The 15493-nt window shown below is 70.7% G+C and carries 12 protein-coding genes; 8 read left to right on the plus strand and 4 right to left on the minus strand.

Annotation, left to right across the window (positions count from 1 at the left end; translation table 11 throughout):
* Positions 1 to 11 precede the first annotated feature (11 nt).
* The 3 genes from M3U25_RS03400 to M3U25_RS03410 all read right to left on the minus strand — a co-directional run bounded on the left by M3U25_RS03400 (position 12) and on the right by M3U25_RS03410 (position 5073).
* Positions 12 to 332 carry an STAS domain-containing protein gene (locus tag M3U25_RS03400; RefSeq protein WP_355500199.1) on the minus strand — a complete coding sequence of 107 codons (321 nt, stop codon included), beginning with the start codon at positions 330 to 332 and terminating at the stop codon, positions 12 to 14.
* Positions 333 to 754: 422 nt separating this feature from the next.
* Complete coding sequence (gene mfd / locus M3U25_RS03405; protein ID WP_355500196.1) at positions 755 to 4411, minus strand: transcription-repair coupling factor; 3657 nt, start codon at positions 4409 to 4411, stop codon at positions 755 to 757.
* A 119-nt stretch (positions 4412 to 4530) separates the two neighbouring features.
* A complete protein-coding gene (locus tag M3U25_RS03410) occupies positions 4531 to 5073 on the minus strand; it encodes a GNAT family N-acetyltransferase (protein ID WP_242156912.1) in 543 nt (180 codons plus the stop codon).
* A gap of 132 nt (positions 5074 to 5205) precedes the next feature.
* Here M3U25_RS03410 and M3U25_RS03415 point away from each other — a divergent pair, with 132 nt between their 5' ends.
* Complete coding sequence (locus M3U25_RS03415; RefSeq protein WP_355500192.1) at positions 5206 to 6168, plus strand: YwqG family protein; 963 nt, start codon at positions 5206 to 5208, stop codon at positions 6166 to 6168.
* Positions 6169 to 6222: 54 nt separating this feature from the next.
* Here M3U25_RS03415 and rlmJ read toward each other — a convergent pair whose 3' ends face one another.
* A complete protein-coding gene (rlmJ, locus tag M3U25_RS03420) occupies positions 6223 to 7080 on the minus strand; it encodes a 23S rRNA (adenine(2030)-N(6))-methyltransferase RlmJ (protein ID WP_160948201.1) in 858 nt (285 codons plus the stop codon).
* Positions 7081 to 7325: 245 nt separating this feature from the next.
* Between rlmJ and M3U25_RS03425 the strand changes: the two genes are divergently transcribed.
* The 7 genes from M3U25_RS03425 to M3U25_RS03455 all read left to right on the plus strand — a co-directional run bounded on the left by M3U25_RS03425 (position 7326) and on the right by M3U25_RS03455 (position 15479).
* Positions 7326 to 9260: a GGDEF domain-containing protein gene (locus M3U25_RS03425; RefSeq protein WP_355500188.1), complete on the plus strand. Its 1935-nt coding sequence runs from the start codon at positions 7326 to 7328 to the stop codon at positions 9258 to 9260.
* Positions 9261 to 9321: 61 nt separating this feature from the next.
* A complete protein-coding gene (gene creB / locus M3U25_RS03430; RefSeq protein WP_355500185.1) occupies positions 9322 to 10032 on the plus strand; it encodes a two-component system response regulator CreB in 711 nt (236 codons plus the stop codon).
* Position 10033: 1 nt separating this feature from the next.
* Complete coding sequence (creC, locus tag M3U25_RS03435; RefSeq protein ID WP_355500182.1) at positions 10034 to 11476, plus strand: two-component system sensor histidine kinase CreC; 1443 nt, start codon at positions 10034 to 10036, stop codon at positions 11474 to 11476.
* 229 nt (positions 11477 to 11705) lie between these two features.
* Complete coding sequence (gene creD / locus M3U25_RS03440; protein ID WP_355500179.1) at positions 11706 to 13064, plus strand: cell envelope integrity protein CreD; 1359 nt, start codon at positions 11706 to 11708, stop codon at positions 13062 to 13064.
* Positions 13065 to 13086: 22 nt separating this feature from the next.
* A complete protein-coding gene (locus M3U25_RS03445) occupies positions 13087 to 13518 on the plus strand; it encodes a hypothetical protein (RefSeq protein WP_355500176.1) in 432 nt (143 codons plus the stop codon).
* A gap of 474 nt (positions 13519 to 13992) precedes the next feature.
* Complete coding sequence (locus M3U25_RS03450; RefSeq protein ID WP_242156934.1) at positions 13993 to 14598, plus strand: GNAT family N-acetyltransferase; 606 nt, start codon at positions 13993 to 13995, stop codon at positions 14596 to 14598.
* A complete protein-coding gene (locus tag M3U25_RS03455; protein WP_355500172.1) occupies positions 14595 to 15479 on the plus strand; it encodes a carbon-nitrogen hydrolase family protein in 885 nt (294 codons plus the stop codon). The genes M3U25_RS03450 and M3U25_RS03455 overlap by 4 nt, the downstream gene beginning before the upstream one ends.
* Positions 15480 to 15493 lie beyond the last annotated feature (14 nt).

The raw sequence follows: 15493 nt of genomic DNA on the forward strand, positions 1-15493 counted from the left end.
CGTGCTGCCGATTAGTGAAGAGTGTCGGCGCCGACGCACTCGAAGGCGTCGTCGAGGCCGAGCAGGGCGAGCGCATCGCCGACCGCCGTACTGCAGCCCTCGAGCTGGAACGGCCGCCCCAGCGCGCGCAGTGCGGCCTGGGTGGCCAGCAGCAGCTGCACGCCGGTGGCGTCGATGTCGGTCACCTCCTGCAACTGCAGGCGCAGGCCGCCGGGATGCTCCAGCGCGGGCAGCAGCAGCGGCTTCAGTTCGGCCGCACGGCGGATGGTCATGTCGCCGTCCACGATCAGCTGCAGTGGCGGATCCTGTTCGTCGGGGGGCGTCGAGCGCATGGCGGGTCTCCTGCAGGGAAGAGGGGAAAGCCGGATCGCCGGCTTCGGTAAGAGCGATATCGGCGCGGACAGGAAATATTTAGAAATATTTGGCGCGCGTGAAGCATTTGTCTCCCACGCCGCACACAAGCCTGAGTGGTTCAGATCAACGCAAGATGCGCATCCCATAACGGCTCAGAGCGGTGTGCCTGCAGTCCTGTTGCACGTGCCGTGCCAATCGAGAGGGCGTGAGGACGTCAAAAAAGCCGCGCAGGGCGCGTCCTTTGGTCTTCACGTGAAGATCGCTGCGTTCAGGTGTTGTGCAAGCTGCAGGCGCCGTACGCCGCCGCACGTGGCGGCGGTATTTCAGAACGAAAAGAGTACGGCCCGTGTGCGGCGGCCGATGGTGCGTGAACAGACGCGGGCAGGATCGCCCGCGCCGCTCAGCGCGGCGACAGCGCGGTCAGCAGGCCGCGTGCGGCATTGAAGCGATCGGCCGCTTCCGGCAGCGGCAGCTTGAGCTTCAGCTTGTCCGGGCCGTCCATCGCGTACAGCTTGGGCTGCTTCTGGATCATCTGGATGATGGTCATCGGATCCACGTTCGGCTTGGCCTCGAACACCAGGCGCCCGCCGTGCTCGCCGAGTTCCAGCTTGCGGATGCCCAGCGCGTTGGCCTGCAGCTTCAGTTCGGCGATCGCGAACAGGTGCTTCACCGGATCCGGCAGCAGGCCGAAGCGGTCGATCATCTCCACCTGCAGTTCGCGCAGGCCGTCGCTGTCGCGGGCGCTGGAAATGCGCTTGTACAAGGTGAGGCGGGTGTGCACGTCGGGCAGGTAGTCGTCGGGGATCAGTGCCGGCACGTGCAGTTCCACTTCGGCGCCGCGCGCTTCCTCGCCGGCGTCCAGATCCGGCAGCTTGCCTTGGCGGATGCTGCGCACCGCGCGTTCCAGCAGCTCGGTGTACAGGCTGAAGCCGACCTCGGCCATCTGCCCGCTCTGGTCCTCGCCCAGCAGTTCGCCGGCGCCGCGGATTTCCAGGTCGTGGGTGGCGAGAGTGAAGCCGGCGCCCAGTTCGTCCATCGAGGCGATCGCGTCCAGTCGCTTCTGCGCATCGGGGGTGATGCTGCGCCGGTCCGGTACCAGCAGATAGGCGTAGGCGCGGTGGTGCGAACGGCCGACGCGGCCGCGCAACTGGTGCAACTGCGCCAGGCCGAAGCGGTCGGCGCGGTTGATGACGATGGTGTTGGCGTTGGGGATGTCGATGCCCGATTCGATGATGGTGGTCGACAGCAGCACGTTGAAGCGCTGCTTCTGGAAATCCAGCATCACCTTTTCCAGTTCGCGCTCGGGCATCTGCCCGTGGGCGATGCCGATGCGTGCCTCCGGCACCAGCTCGCTCAGCTCGCGCTGCATGCGGCCGATGCTCTCCACGTCGTTGTGCAGGAAGTACAGCTGGCCGCCGCGCGCCAGTTCGCGCTGGAAGGCTTCGCGCAGCAGCGCGTTGTCCCACTGGGTAACGAAGGTCTGCACCGCCAGCCGGTTCGGCGGCGGGGTGGCGATGATCGACAGGTCGCGCAGGCCGGCCATGGCCATGTTCAAGGTGCGCGGGATCGGCGTGGCGGTGAGGGTGAGCAGATGCACGTTGGCGCGCAGCGCCTTCAGCGCTTCCTTCTGGCGCACGCCGAAGCGCTGCTCCTCGTCGACGATGACCATGCCCAGGTCCTTGAACTTCACGTCGGGCTGCAGCAGGCGATGGGTACCGACGATCACGTCGATGCTGCCGGCGGCGACCTTCTCCAGTTCGGCCTTGATCTCCTTGCTGCTCTTGAAGCGCGACAGCACCTCGACCTTGAGCGGATAGTCGGCGAAGCGGTCGCGGAAGTTGCGGTAGTGCTGTTCGGCCAGCAGCGTGGTCGGCACCAGCACCGCCACCTGCTTGCCGGCGCTGGCCGCGGCGAAGGCCGCGCGCACCGCGACCTCGGTCTTGCCGAAGCCGACGTCGCCGCACACCACGCGGTCCATCGGCTGGCTGCTGGCCAGGTCGCGCAGGGTGGCGTCGATCGCGGCCAACTGGTCGGGCGTCTCCTCGAACGGGAAACCGGCGGCGAACGGCTCGTACATCGCACGGTCCACCTGCAGCGCCAGCCCGGCACGGGCCTGGCGGCGCGCCTGGATCTCCAGCAGCTCCGCGGCCACGTCGCGCACCTTCTCGGCGGCCTTGCGCTTGGCCTTGGTCCATTGCTCGCCGCCCAGCGAATGCAGTGGCGCGGTCTCGGCCGAGGCGCCGGAGTAGCGGCTGATCAGGTGCAATTGCGCGACCGGCACGTACAGGCGGTCGCCCTTGGCGTATTCGATTTCCAGGAACTCGCCGGGCATGCCGCCGGCATCGAGCACGATCAGCCCGCGGTAGCGGCCGACGCCATGGTCCTCGTGCACGATCGGCGCGCCCTCGGACAGCTCGCCCAGGTCGCGGATGATCGCTTCCGGCTCGCGCCCGACCCGCCGGCTGCGCCGCGGCTGGCTGGCGCGCTCGGGGAACAGCTGGCGCTCGGTCAGCACCGCGATGCGCGGCGCCTCCAGCGCGAAGCCGTCGTCCAGCGGCGCCACCGCAATGGCGAAGCGCGCAGCATCAAGCCCCTCTCCTTCCGGGAGAGGGGTTGGGGTGAGGGTACGACTGCCAGGGAGTTTTGCCTGTGCTGCTGTAGAAGATGCGGACGAAGCAGTCTTCTTCGATGAAGATGGTGCAGAAGCCGCACCCTCATCCACCGCTTCGCGCCACCTTCTACCGGTGGGAGAAGGGAGGAATGCAGCGAAGTTCGGCAACACCTCCGGCTTCAAGTCCGCAGCCGCCAACACCTCCAGCAGCGCCTCGCGGCGGCCCGGCGAGTCGGCGGCGATCAGCACCCGGCCCGGGTAGTGGTCGAGGAAGCTCTTCAGTGCCGCGGCCGGCGCGGCGTCCTTGGCCGCGACCGGCAGCGGCGGCAGGGGCTGGTCGCCCAGCGCCTGCGCCTCGTCGATGCGCGGATGGTCGGCGGCCCACACGTCGATGCGCGGCAGTCCGTTGAGACGCTCGCGCAAGGTGTCCGGCGCCTGATACAGCTCCTCCGGTGCCAGCAGCGGACGCTCCACGTCATGGCGGCGTTGCTCGTAACGGGCCTGGGTCTGCGTCCAGAACGCATCGGCCGCGGCGCCCACGCCCGGGGCGATCAGCGGCAGCACGTGCTCGCCCAGGTAGTCGAACAGGGTGGCGGTGGCCTCGCGCGCGCCGCTGCTGCGCGTCTCCTGGAAGAACAGCGGCAGGTAGTACTCGATGCCCGACGGCGCCAGCCCGGCCTTCAGGTCCTGGTACAGCGCGCTGCGCCGGGTATCGACGTCGAAGCGCTCGCGCAGCGCCGTGAGCACCCGCTCCACGCTGGCATCGTCCATCGGCACCTCGCGCCCGGGCAGAATGCGCACCGCTTGCACATGGTCCAGCGAGCGCTGCGATTCCGGGTCGAAGGCGCGGATCGAATCGATGTCCTCGTCCAGCAGTTCGATCCGCAGCGGCGCATCGGTGCCCATCGGGTACACGTCGAGCAGGCCGCCGCGCACGGCGAAATCGCCGGGGTCCATCACCTGCGGCACGTTGCGGTAGCCGGCGCTTTCCAGCCGGCGCTTCTCCGCGTCCAGGTCCAGGCGCTGGCCCACGCGCAGGTCGAAACTGCCGCCGACGATGTAGCGCAATGGCGCCACCCGCTGCATCAGCGTCTGCACCGGCACCACCACGATGCCCTGGGTCAGCGTCGGCAGCCGGTGCAGCGCCGCCAGGCGCTGGCTGACGATGTCCGGGTGCGGACTGAACTGGTCGTAGGGCAGGGTTTCCCAATCCGGGAACGGCACCACGGGCAGGCTGGCGTCGTCGCCGAGCAGGCTGTGCAGATCGGCTTCGAGCTGATGCGCGCTCTGGTTGTCGCGGGCCACCACCAGCAACGGCCCGCGGTGCGCGGACGCGGCGCAGGCGATGTGCCAGGCCAGTGCGGTGGAGGAGGCGGGAGCGCGCCAGTGCGCGCGGAGCTGGCCGGACTTGGGCAGCGGCGGAACGGGGAAGGGAAGGGGCGGCATGGACCGTGGAGTTTAGCAAAGCCGGGTGCCGCGACCGGCGCGGCGCGACCCGGCAAACGCCGCGCGCCGGCTGGCTGCGCGGGAGGGAATGGAGTGAGGGGCGGCGGTGCGCGTCGGGCTCAGTTGCCCAGTTCCAGCACCACCCGCACCAGGTCCGGATTGTCCGGATGCGGCATGCGCTGGAAGCCCAGCGACTCGGCCAGTTGCAGCATCGGCACGTTGCGTTCGAGCACGTCGCCGTAGAGCCGGTCCAGGTACTTGCGACGCGCCCACTTGACCAGCTTGCGCATCAGTTGCCGGCCCAGACCCTGGCCGGAGACGAAGTTGCTGACCAGGATCGCGTACTGCGCCTCGCGGGTGCCGGGGATGATCGCCGCGCGCGCCACCGCGCCGACCACGGCCTCGCCCGGCGGCAGCGGCTCGGCCGCGACCAGGATCAGTTCCGACTTCGGATTGGGATGGGTGAGGCGTTGCGCCATGTCCTCGGTCAGTTCCTGCGTGGAATGCAGGAAGCGCTCGCGGATCTCGGTCGGCCCGAGCAGGCCGAAGGCGCCTTGCAGGGGCGCGCTGTCCTCCGGCCGGATCGGCCGGATCAACAATTCGCGCCCACTGGGCAGGGTGAAGGTTTCATGCCACGGAGGCATGCGGTTGCGGGTAGCCATGGCCGTATGATCCTCGACGAAGCCTGGATTCTCGCATTAGCCGACACCTGCGTCCGTGAACGCAGCGTCCTGCGCGTGTGCGGCTGCGGTGGCCTTGCTACAGTGGCGCTTCGTCCAAGGGAATGCACGACGATGAAGACATCGCATGCCGTCGCCGTGTCCGCGGCGATCGGGCTGGGACTGGCCGCGCTGCTGGTGCTGCTGCTGGTGGGCGGCGGCCGGTGGCTGCTGCGCACGCAGCACAGTGCCACGCCGACGACCGCCCCTGCCGCCCCTGCCGCCGATGCGGAGCAACTGGCGACACGCGCGCTGGCGCCGTACCGGGCGCGCCTGCAGGCCACGCGCCGGCCGGTGCTGCAGCTGCAGTTGCAGCCGATGGCGCAGGACGATCGCCTGGCCAGCAAGGTCGGCGGGCGTCCCTATTGGACCGGTGGCAAGCCCTATCCGCACGCGGCCGATGGCCAGCCGCTGGCGCTGCTGGCGCAGATCGATCTGGCGCGGATGCCGCCCCTGCCGGGCTATCCGCGCCAGGGCATGCTGCAGTTCTTCATCGGCGGCGACGACTTCTTTGGCGCCAACCTGGGCGACGCACGCATCGACCTGGCTGCGCTGAGCGAACAACGCAATTTCCGTGTGGTGTACTGGCCGCAGCCGAAGATATCGGCGCGGCAGGTCGAGGTGCCGTTGCCGGCCGCCGACACGTTGCCGTTCGATCCGGCGAAGCCGTGCGCGATGCGGTTCGACGCCGGTGAGGAAACCATCGGCAGCAGCGACGTGCGGTTCGAGCAGGTGCTGGGGAAGCCGCTGGAGGAGGTCGCCGCCGCGTCCGCCCGTGACCACGCGGTGTCGCAGGATACGGTGGACGACGCGTTGTTCGATGCGCTGAGCCGGGGCGGGCACAAGCTCGGCGGCTACCCGGAGTTCACCCAGGAAGACCCGCGGACGCCGCAGGACCGGCAGGTCCTGCTGCTGCAGTTGGACAGCGACGAGGAGATGATGTGGGGCGACAGCGGCGTCGCCAATTTCTTCATCGATCCGGACGACCTGCGGCGCGGCGATTTCAGCCGCGTCGCCTACAACTGGGATTGCTTCTGAGCGTGCGCATGCGCGCTGCGCGCGAGCTGCTGCGGTCCGCCGCGTTCCGTCCGCTCACGCCTCGCGCTTGAGCCACTCCAGGCGCGTGCTGGCGCCGGCTTCGCCCAGGTGCGCCTTCAGCGGCGGCAGTGCCTGCGCCAGTGTCTGCTCGAATTGCCAGGGCGGATTGAGCAGCAGCATGCCGCTGCCGTTGAGCCGCAGCGGCGAATCGTCCGGGCGTACCTGCAGCTCGGCGACCAGCGCCGAGGCCACCGGCAGCGCCGCGGCCTTGCGGAAGAACGGCTGCAGGCTGCGGCGCTGCTTGATCGGATACCACACCGCGCACACCGCCTGTGGCCAGCGGCTCAGGGTCTCGCGCAGCGCGGCCACGATCAGCGGGTACTCGGCATCCTGCGCCTCGTAGGGCGGGTCGATCAGCACCAGCCCGCGGCCGATCCGGTTGGCCCCGGACTTCGGCGGCAGGAACGCCTTGATCGCCGCATAGCCGTCGCCGGCGTGCACCTGCACGCGGCGGTCGTGGGCGAACAGCGCCTTGAGTTCGGCGGCTTCCTCGGCCTGCAGCTCGCAGGCGGCCAGCCGGTCCTGTGCGCGCAGCGCCTGCGCGACCAGCAGCGGCGAGCCCGGATAGGCGACCAGCGCCCCCACCGGATTGTCGGCCTGCACCGCGCGCAGGTAGCGCTCCACCACCTCGGGCAGGGTTGGCTGGCCCATCAACCGCAGCACGCCGGCGGCCGCCTCGCCGGTCTTGCGTGCCTCGTTGGCGGCGAACAGGTAGCGGCCGCGCCCGGCGTGGGTATCGAGCACGAAGAACGGGCTGTCCTTGCGCTTGAACGCATCGAGCAGCGCCAGCAGCACGATGTGCTTGAGGACATCGGCATGGTTGCCGGCGTGGAAGGCATGGCGGTAATTCATCCGCGCAGTGTACGGGGCGCCACGCCAGCCGGCCACGCTTGGCTGCGGCGTCGGCGCAGGGACGGTCCGCGGCCGCTGTACACTAGCGGGGCGACCGCTGGCGGTCGCGCGGCGCCTGCCGGGCATGAGGCTGGAAGGTGTGGACGATGGGCCTGTGCATCCGGGCGCAGGCGTCGTTCGGAGCGTTCGGGTGCGCAGTGCCGGTGCCGCGTGGGCGGCCGGCGAGTGCCACGGTTCGCATGTCGATGCCTTTTTCCCTGTTGCTTGGAGTCCTGGCGCTGGCGGTGCCGTTCGCCGCATTCGGCGCCGCCCGTGACCAGGCGTCCGCCCCCCGCGCGGGGCAGGCCGCTGCGTTCGATGCATTGATCGAGGACGTCGGCGCGCATGGCAAGGACATGGCCGCCGACGAGCAGGCCTACCATGTCGCGCATGCGCGCCTGCAGGCCTTGCTGCCGGCCGACGATCCGGTGCGGCGCGCGCGCCTGGACGCCTTCGATTGCCAGCACTTCCCGCAGGGGCCGGCCGCAGCGGTGGAGCAGGCGCGGCGCGGCGAGCGCGGCGCCATCGCGCGGACCCATGTGCAGGTGCGCCTGGAGTACCTGCTGTGCGAGACCTACGCGCTGTACAACGACGGCCAGCGCCCTGCCTACCTGCGGCCCGCCACCACGATCCTGACGCTGACCGACGCGCAGCGGTTCCCGCGCTTGCGCGCGGCGGCCCTGCGCATGCGTGCCTTCGGCGAGCGCGACGCCGGCCGCTACGCGCAGTCGCTGCGCACCCTGCAGGAGCTGCGCCGGCTCGACGCGCAGCGCGATGGCGGCTGGGTGGCGCTGCTGACCCTGATCGGGATCGCCGACGCCTACCTGGACATGGGCCTGCCGGACCTGTCGCAACAGGTCGTCGCCGAGGTCCAGCAGCGGGCCAGGCACGGCGACGGCGGCTACATGCAGGCGCTGGCAGCGGAGCGCGAAGGCGCCATCGCCGAGCAGCGCGGCGACCTGCGGGCGGCGCTGGCGGCCTATCTGCGTGCGGCCGAGCTGCATGGCCGGCATCCGCTGGAGGGCTCGCAGGCGTCGTTGCTGCTGCGCGCGGCGCGGGTCAACGCGCTGTTGGGCAATCTGCCGCAGGCGCGGACGCAGCGGCAGCAGGCCGAGGCACAACTGGTCGCGATGGGCGCCACGCGGCTGATGCGCGCGCGGCGTGACGACGTGGATGCACTGCTCGCCGAGCGCAGCGGCGACCCGCGCGCCGCCCTGGCGCTGGCCGAGCAGGCCGAGCAGGGCTACCGCGCCAACGGCGACCTGCGCAGCCTCAGCGATGTGCTGGACCTCAAGGCCAGGGCCTTGCGTGCGCTCGGCGCATGGCGCCAGGCGCTGGATGCGCGCGAGGCGCAGATGCGCGTGCAGCAGGAACTGGATACGCGCCTGCAGCGCGAGCAATCGCAGTTCCTGATCGCCGAATCGGAAAGCCGAGAGCGCGACCTGGCGGCACTGCAGTTGGCGCAGAAAGCCGAAACCCAGCGCAACCGCCTGCAGGCGATGGAGCGCGAGGCGACCCTGCGGCGCGCGCTGCTGGGAGCGGCGCTGCTGTTGCTGGCGGTACTCGGCGGCGTGCTGTTCCTGACCCTCAGTCGCCTGCGCGGCGCGCGCCGTGAGGTGCGCATCGACAGCCTCACCGGCGTCGCCTCGCGGCGCCAGGTCCTGGGCGAACTGGACACCGCGCTGGCGGCGCTGCCGCGCGGCGGGCGCATGCCGCTGTCGGTGCTGGCGCTGGATGTGGACCACTTCAAGCGCATCAACGACGAGCACGGCCATGCGGCGGGCGACCAGGTGCTGCGGCTGGTCGCCACGACCCTACGTCAGCGCCTGCGCAGGAACGACAGCTTTGGCCGGACCGGCGGCGAGGAGTTCCTGGCCTTGCTGCCAGGGGCGACCTGCGCCGAGGCAAGCCAGCTGGCGGGGCAGCTGCGCGAGGTGCTGGAACGGCAGGCGTTCGATGCGATCGTGCCGGGGCTGCGCCTGACGGTGAGCATCGGCGTCGCCGAGGCCGGTGCCGGAGAGAGCAGCCAGGCGCTGCTGGCGCGCGCCGATGCCGCGCTGTACCGGGCCAAGCACGGAGGCCGCAACCGGGTGGAACTGGCGTTGCCGCCGGGCGCGGCCAACGCACGCGCCGCCAGCTGAGGCGATGACGGCCAATGCCGGCGCTGGCGGCACGGACTGCCGCGGCGCCCGCGTGGCGGCTATGCTGCGCGCCATGTCCACGCCTGCCGCCGCCTGTGTCCTCGTGGTCGAGGACGAATCCGCCATTGCCGACACCGTGCTGTACGCGCTGCGCAGCGAGGGCTACCAGGTGCGCCACTGCCAGCTCGGGCGCGAGGCCCTGGCGCAGTTGCGCGAGGGCGGCATCGACGTGGTGGTGCTGGACGTGGGCCTGCCGGACCTGAGCGGGTTCGAGGTGTGCCGCACGCTGCGCGGCTTCAGCCAGGTGCCGGTGCTGTTCCTGACCGCGCGCAACGAGGAGATCGACCGCGTGCTCGGCCTGGAACTGGGCGCCGACGACTACATGGCCAAGCCGTTCTCGCCGCGCGAACTGGTCGCGCGGGTGCGGGCGCGGCTGCGGCGTCCGGCGGTGGTGGTCGGCGATGCCGATGCCGGCTGGCGGCAGCACGGCGATTTCGCCATCGACCGCGACGGCCGCCGCATCCGCTGGCAGGGCGCGGTGCTGGACCTGACCCGCTACGAGTACGCGCTGCTGGCGGCGCTGCTGCAGCGGCCCGGCGCCATCCTCAGCCGCGCGCAATTGATGGACCGCGGCTGGGACAGCAGCGCCGACAGCGCCGACCGCACTGTCGATACCCACATCAAGACCCTGCGCGCCAAGCTGCGCGCGGCCGGCGCCGCCCACGATCCGATCCGCACCCACCGCGGCCTCGGCTACGCGCTGGAGGCCTGAGGTGCGGCTGGGGCTGAAGCTGTTCCTCGGCTTCTTCCTGATCGTCGGCGTGGCCGCGTTCTTCGTGATGCGGGTGTTCGTCAACGAGGTCAAGCCGGGCGTGCGTCAGGCGATGGAATCGACCCTGGTGGACGCGGCCAACGTGCTGGCGCAGATGGCCGCACAGGATCTGCAGGACGGGCGCATCGCCAGCGGCCGGTTCGCCCGCGACCTGGCCGCCGCGCAACGGCGCGATCCGCGCGCCATGGTCTGGCGCTTCCCCAAGCACAGCGTCGACTACCGCGTCACCATCACCGATGCGGCAGGCATCGTGGTGTTCGACTCGCGCGGGCAGGACATCGGCCGCGACAACGCGCGCTGGAACGACGTGTACCGCACCCTGCGCGGCGAATACGGCGCCCGCTCCAGTCCCGAGGCCGACGGCGACCCCAACCACACGGTGATGCACGTGGCCGCGCCGATCTACGATCCGGCCGACCCGCGGCGGCTGATCGGCGTGCTGAGCCTGTCCCAGCCCAACCGCAGCATCGAGCCGTTCATCGTCGCCAGCCAGCGCAGCATCCTGCTGCGCGGCGCCTGGCTGATCGGCATCTCCGCGCTGATCGGCATCCTGATGACCTGGGGCCTGCTGCGCGGGATCGGCCGGCTCAACCGCTACGCGCAGGCGGTCAGCGCCGGTGCGCCGGTACCGCCGCCGCCGCCGCGCCGCGACGAGATCGGCGATCTCGGCCGCGCCCTGGAGACGATGCGGCGCAAGCTGGAGGGCAAGCAATACGTCGAGCAATACGTGCAGTCGCTGACCCACGAGATGAAGAGCCCGCTGGCGGCGATCCGCGGCGCCGCGGAACTGTTGCAGGAGCCGCTGCCGGAGCCGGAGCGGCAGCGCTTCGTGCGCAACATCGCCGAACAGCAGCAGCGCCTCACCGAGACCATCGACAAGCTGCTGGCGCTGGCCGAGGTGGAGCAGTATGGCTGGCTGCAGCGGCGCGCGCCGGTGGCGCTGGCGCCGCTGTGCGCCGACCTGGCCGAAGCGCTGGCGCCGCAACTGCAGGCGCGCGGACTGCAACTGCAGGTCCAGGCGCCGGACCCGACCCTGGTGGTCTCGGGCGATCCCTACCTGCTGCGCCAGGCGCTGCACAACCTGCTCGACAACGCCATCGCGTTCTCGCCGGAGGGCGCGGTCATCGTGCTGCGTGCCGAACGCGGCGCCGATGCGCGCGTGCTGCTGTTGGTGGAGGACGCCGGCCCGGGCGTGCCCGACTACGCGCTGGAGCGGGTGTTCGAGCGCTTCTACTCGCTGGCGCGCCCGGCCACCGGCCAGCGCAGCTCCGGCCTCGGCCTGCCGTTCGTGCGCGAGGTGGCGCGCCTGCACGGCGGCGACGCCAGCCTGCGCAATCGCGCCGGCGGAGGCGCGGTGGCCTGCCTGGCGTTGCCGCTGGCCTGAGCCGGATCGATTCGCGCGAGAGCGCGTGAAGTGGGGTGCCGAGGCTCCCTCGTCGGGACTGAAGTCCCTCCCACAGTTGGGGCGCCGCGTCGACGGGATGCCGGCCACCAATCCCGATTCCCCAATCCCCAATCCCGGCTCCTCCCACTTCACACCCACTTCAAATTCGCCTCAAACCCTGCCCACGCAGCGACAGCATCCTGGCGCCCTCTCAAGACGCGAGGCGGCCATGAAATCCCTGAAACTGCTCCTGCGATTCGCCACCATCGGCGGATTGATCCTGTTGTTGCTGATCCCGTTGCTGATGATTCGCGGCACCGTGCAAGACCGCCAGCACTACCGCGGCGAGGCGGTAGAGCGAGTGTCGCAGAGCAAGGCGGGCGAACAGCGCCTGCTCGGGCCGCTGCGGGTGATCCCGTGGACCCAGGACCGTGAGGTCGCCGTCCTCGACACCGACGGCAAGCGTGTGACCAAGCGCGAGACCGAGACCGGCTACGTGCTGCAGGCGCCGCGGCGGCTGCAGGTGGAGGGCGAGCTGACGCCGTCGCAGCGCCATATCGGCCTGTTCAAGGTGCAGGTCTACAGCTGGCATGCACGGCTCAAGGCCGAATTCGACGATCTCGACTACGCCGCCGTCGACGGCCGCCGCTACGGCACGCCGTACCTGGCGATCGGCCTGCAGGACGTGCGTGGCCTGGTCGGTACGCCGAACCTGCGCACCGACGGCCGTGCGCTGCCGTTGCAGCCGGGATCGAAGGGCCTGGCCAGCCTCTCCAGGGGCGTGCACGCCATGTTGCCGGCATTGCGCGACCCGCAGCAGGGCCGGCTGAGCGACCTGCACGACGTGCAGATGGAGTTCGTGCTCGACGGCACCCAGGCGCTGTCGATCGTGCCGGTGGGCGACGACAACCAGATCGCGCTGAGTTCGCCGTGGCCGCATCCGCTGTTCGGCGGCCGCTTCCTGCCCAACGAGCGCCGCATCACCGCGCAGGGATTCCAGGCGAACTGGGCGCTGTCGTCGCTGGCGACCGGCGCGCAGGCGCAGGTGCAGTCCGCGCTGGACACCCGCGGGCCGTCGCCGCTTCCGGAATCCGGCGGCCAGGAGCTGGACGCGTTGCGCGTGGATCTGGTCGACCCGGTGGATGTGTACACCCAGGCCGAGCGCGCCAGCAAGTACGGCCTGCTGTTCGTGGTGCTGACCTTCGTCGCCTTCGGCCTGTTCGAACTGATCAAGCGCCTGCCGATCCACCCGCTGCAGTACCTGCTGGTCGGCCTGGCGCTGGCGATCTTCTTCCTGCTGCTGCTCAGCCTGTCCGAGCACATCCCGTTCTGGCAGGCCTATCTGGTCTCGGCGGCGGCCTGTATCGGGCTGCAGTTCTTCTACCTGTCCGGGGTGCTGCGCAGCCGCCTGCGCGCGGCCGGCTTCGCCGCCATGCTCACCGTGCTGTATGGCGCGCTGTACGGGCTGCTGGCCTCGGAAGACAACGCCCTGCTGATGGGCTCGCTGCTGCTGTTCGGCATCCTCGGCGCGATCATGTGGATCACCCGCCGGATCGACTGGTACGCGCTCGGCGCGTCGCTGCGCTGAGCCGCCGCGAGGAGCACCGGACGTGGTCGCGCACCGTCATCTGCATCGTCGCCTGCAGGCACTGCTGCCTGCCGCATTCGAAACCCATGGCCTGCATCACGGCAACCTGCCGGCGATGCTGGCGCGCAGTGCGCAGGCCGCGCTGGTCACCGCCGCCGACCGCGGCGGCGCCCTGTGGCTGCGCCTGAGCGAACGCAGCCGTGCGGCCCTGGCCGGCGACGCGGCGGCGTTTCTGGGCGGCGCATTGCAGGCGCGTGCGGCCCTGCCCGGCGACGCCGTGCCGTGGCGCTACCGCCCCTGGCGCGCGGTGCGCCGCGATCCGGCCGCGGACGTGGACGCGGAGAACGCCGGCGTTACGTCCGCGCCCGGCTTCGTCACCTGGGAGACGCAGGGGCGCGCGCGGCTGCTGGTGCTGCCGGCACAGGCGGCACTGCTGTGCCGATGGTGGCGCTGAGGCAGGGCACCTGCGTCGATCGCCGCCACGGCGGGAGGATCGGATGGCGATCGGCCATGGACGACAGGAATGCCGGCGGTGGCAGGACGCCACCACCGGGTATGGGACGGGTAGGACGCCCGCGCAGGGAAGCGACAAGAGCATGCGCAAGGACGCCGCAGGCCACGCAGCGTAAGGAAACGCGTACGTCACAGGACGCGCAAGGATGCGCACGCAGGGAGGCGGCAAGGAGGCAGGCGCAAGGAGCTCGCCAGGCAGTAGTGCAAGGAGGCGCTTGCGTCTCAGGACGGGCAGGAGGTCCACGCACGGATGCGGCAAGGACGCACACGCCAGGGCTTCGCAGGCAGGCAGGGCAAGGAAGCGCGTGCGTCGTAGGACGGACAGGACGCCCATGCAGGGACGCAGCAACGACGCATGTGCAAGGGCATCGCCAGGCAGGCAGCGCCAGGGAAACGCTTGCGGTAGAGTGCACGGATGCACTCTCCGCTCTCCATTCAGCGCCTGCGCGGCGCCGGGATCGTGCCGTTCCTGGACGCGGTCGCGCAGCTGCGCATCGCGGTGTTCCGCGACTGGCCCTACCTCTACGACGGCGACCTGGGCTACGAACGCGCGTACCTGGCGGCCTATGCGGCGTCGCCGGACAGTGTGTTCGTGCTGGCGCGCGACGGCGACCAGGTGATCGGCGCCTCCACCGGGCTGCCGCTGGCCGACGACGCCGAGGCCTTCGCCGCGGCCTTCGCCGGCAGCGAGATCGACCCGGCAGAGGTGTTCTATTTCGGCGAATCGGTGTTGTTGCCGCAGTACCGCGGTCGCGGCGTCGGCCATGCCTTCTTCGACGAGCGCGAGGCGCATGCGCGCGCGCTCGGTCGCTTCCGCCTGACCGCGTTCTGTTCGGTGGAGCGGTCAGCCGACGATCCGCGACGGCCGCCGGACTATCGCGGCAACGACGCGTTCTGGCGCAAGCGCGGCTACCAGCCGCAGCCGGCCTTGCGCATGCACCTGCCGTGGAACGAAGTCGACCGGGGCGAAACGCCGCATACCCTGGGTTTCTGGACCCGCGCGCTGGAGCCTGCCGCATGAAAGTCGCCGTCGCCAAGTATCCGATCGGCGCGCCCGCCGATTTCGCCGCCTTCGCCGACAAGCAGGCCGCGCTGCTCGGCGAGGCCGCGCAGGCTGGCGCGCGGCTGGCGGTGCTGCCCGAGTATCTGTCGCTGGAACTGGCCGCGACCTTCGGCGCCGAGGTGTCGGCGCGGCTGCCGGCTTCGCTGGCCGCGATCCAGGCGTTGCATGCGCCGTACATGAGGTTGTTTGCCGACCTGGCGCGGCGCTTCCGCCTGCACGTGGTTGCCGGCAGTTTCCTGCTCGCCCACGGGCAGGGCCGCTACCGCAATCGCGCCTACTGGTTCACCCCCGACGGGGGCCACGGCTGGCAGGACAAGCTGCAGCTGACCGGGTTCGAGAAGGCCACCGGCCTGATCCACGGCGGCGAGGCGCTGAAGGTGTTCGAGGCCGAGGGCGTGCGCGCCGGCGTGGCGGTCTGCTACGACAGCGAGTTTCCCCTGCCGGTCCGCGCCCAGTACGAGGCCGGCGCGCGCTTGCTGGTGGTGCCCAGTTGCACCGACACCGAGGCCGGCGCTACCCGCGTGCGCGTGGGCTGCCTGGCGCGGGCGCTGGAGAACCGCATCTTCGTGGCCCAGTCGGTGACCGCTGGCGTCGCCGAGTGGAGCCCGGCGCTGGACGTGAACACCGGCGAGGCGACGCTGTACGCGCCGATGGACGTCGGCTTCCCCGCCGACGGCATCGTCGCGCAGACCCGCGGCGAGCAGGTCTGGGCGATCGCCGAACTGGATTTCGCGGCGTTCGAGGCCAGCCGCGCCACCGCGCAGGTAGCCAACGACCGCGACTGGCGCGGCCAACTGGCGCCAGCCGTGCTCCGCGCGGAGCTGAGCGCCTTCGCATAGCGGGAAGTTCCCTG

Origin of the sequence: Xanthomonas sp. PPL134 (assembly GCF_040595915.1) — a bacterium.
Taxonomy (GTDB): Bacteria; Pseudomonadota; Gammaproteobacteria; order Xanthomonadales; family Xanthomonadaceae; genus Xanthomonas_A; species Xanthomonas_A indica.

Excerpts from the sequence above, each read along its gene's own strand:
- M3U25_RS03400 (WP_355500199.1), bottom strand. The coding sequence starts at position 332 with ATGCGCTCGACGCCCCCCGACGAACAGGATCCGCCACTGCAGCTGATC.
- mfd (WP_355500196.1), bottom strand. The coding sequence starts at position 4,411 with ATGCCGCCCCTTCCCTTCCCCGTTCCGCCGCTGCCCAAGTCCGGCCAG.
- M3U25_RS03410 (WP_242156912.1), bottom strand. The coding sequence starts at position 5,073 with ATGGCTACCCGCAACCGCATGCCTCCGTGGCATGAAACCTTCACCCTG.
- M3U25_RS03415 (WP_355500192.1), top strand. The coding sequence starts at position 5,206 with ATGAAGACATCGCATGCCGTCGCCGTGTCCGCGGCGATCGGGCTGGGA.
- rlmJ (WP_160948201.1), bottom strand. The coding sequence starts at position 7,080 with ATGAATTACCGCCATGCCTTCCACGCCGGCAACCATGCCGATGTCCTC.
- M3U25_RS03425 (WP_355500188.1), top strand. The coding sequence starts at position 7,326 with ATGCCTTTTTCCCTGTTGCTTGGAGTCCTGGCGCTGGCGGTGCCGTTC.
- creB (WP_355500185.1), top strand. The coding sequence starts at position 9,322 with ATGCTGCGCGCCATGTCCACGCCTGCCGCCGCCTGTGTCCTCGTGGTC.
- creD (WP_355500179.1), top strand. The coding sequence starts at position 11,706 with ATGAAATCCCTGAAACTGCTCCTGCGATTCGCCACCATCGGCGGATTG.
- M3U25_RS03450 (WP_242156934.1), top strand. The coding sequence starts at position 13,993 with ATGCACTCTCCGCTCTCCATTCAGCGCCTGCGCGGCGCCGGGATCGTG.
- M3U25_RS03455 (WP_355500172.1), top strand. The coding sequence starts at position 14,595 with ATGAAAGTCGCCGTCGCCAAGTATCCGATCGGCGCGCCCGCCGATTTC.